Source organism: Pseudomonas sp. RIT623 (assembly GCF_004519305.1).
Lineage (GTDB): Bacteria > Pseudomonadota > Gammaproteobacteria > Pseudomonadales > Pseudomonadaceae > Aquipseudomonas.
In genome coordinates this window covers 1-526 of sequence record NZ_SOZA01000097.1, presented here as the reverse complement: position 1 = coordinate 526, position 526 = coordinate 1, and the positions used below count along the sequence as shown (strand labels likewise).

The following is a 526-nucleotide window of genomic DNA, read 5'->3' as shown; positions in this document are numbered from 1 at the left end:
CTTGTCGCCCTGGTTGCCGGTGCCTGGAGTACCCGAGCCCGGCTCGTCGGTGACGGTGGTCTTCACTTCGTTCTGACCCAGGGTCAGCTTCTCGAAGTTGTCGGCGCCGGTGACGTCGGTCAGCTTGTTGCTGATGGTCGGCTGGCCGCCGATGAACACATCGTCCGGGGCATTGATGGTGATGGTGCCGGTGGCGCTGCCCGCCGGAATGGTCACTTTGGTGCCGTCGGTGAGAGTGAAGGTCAGGCCGTTGTGGCCGGTTACCGACAGGCCCTGGGCGTTGCTCAGGGTCACGGTGTAGGTGATCTGGCCGCCTTCGCTGACGGTGGTCTTGTCCGCCGACAGGGTCGCGACCACTTCACTGGTGGTGTCGGTGATCTGCACGGTGGCCTTGCCGCCGAGCTCGAGGTTCTCGAAGGTCTTGCCGGTGACGGTGGCATCGCTGATACCGACCGAGACCGAACCTGGGTCCTTGAACACATCGTCGCCCTGGGCCTTGGTCCTGTACTCGGCTTCGGTCTGGCCG

Annotated in this window: 1 protein-coding gene; it reads right to left on the bottom strand. The window is 64.4% G+C overall.

All coding sequences use genetic code 11. From position 1 onward, the window contains the following. Positions 1-526 (bottom strand): immunoglobulin-like domain-containing protein (locus E3U47_RS24815; RefSeq protein ID WP_134694195.1); only part of this gene is annotated, 526 nt, incomplete at both ends.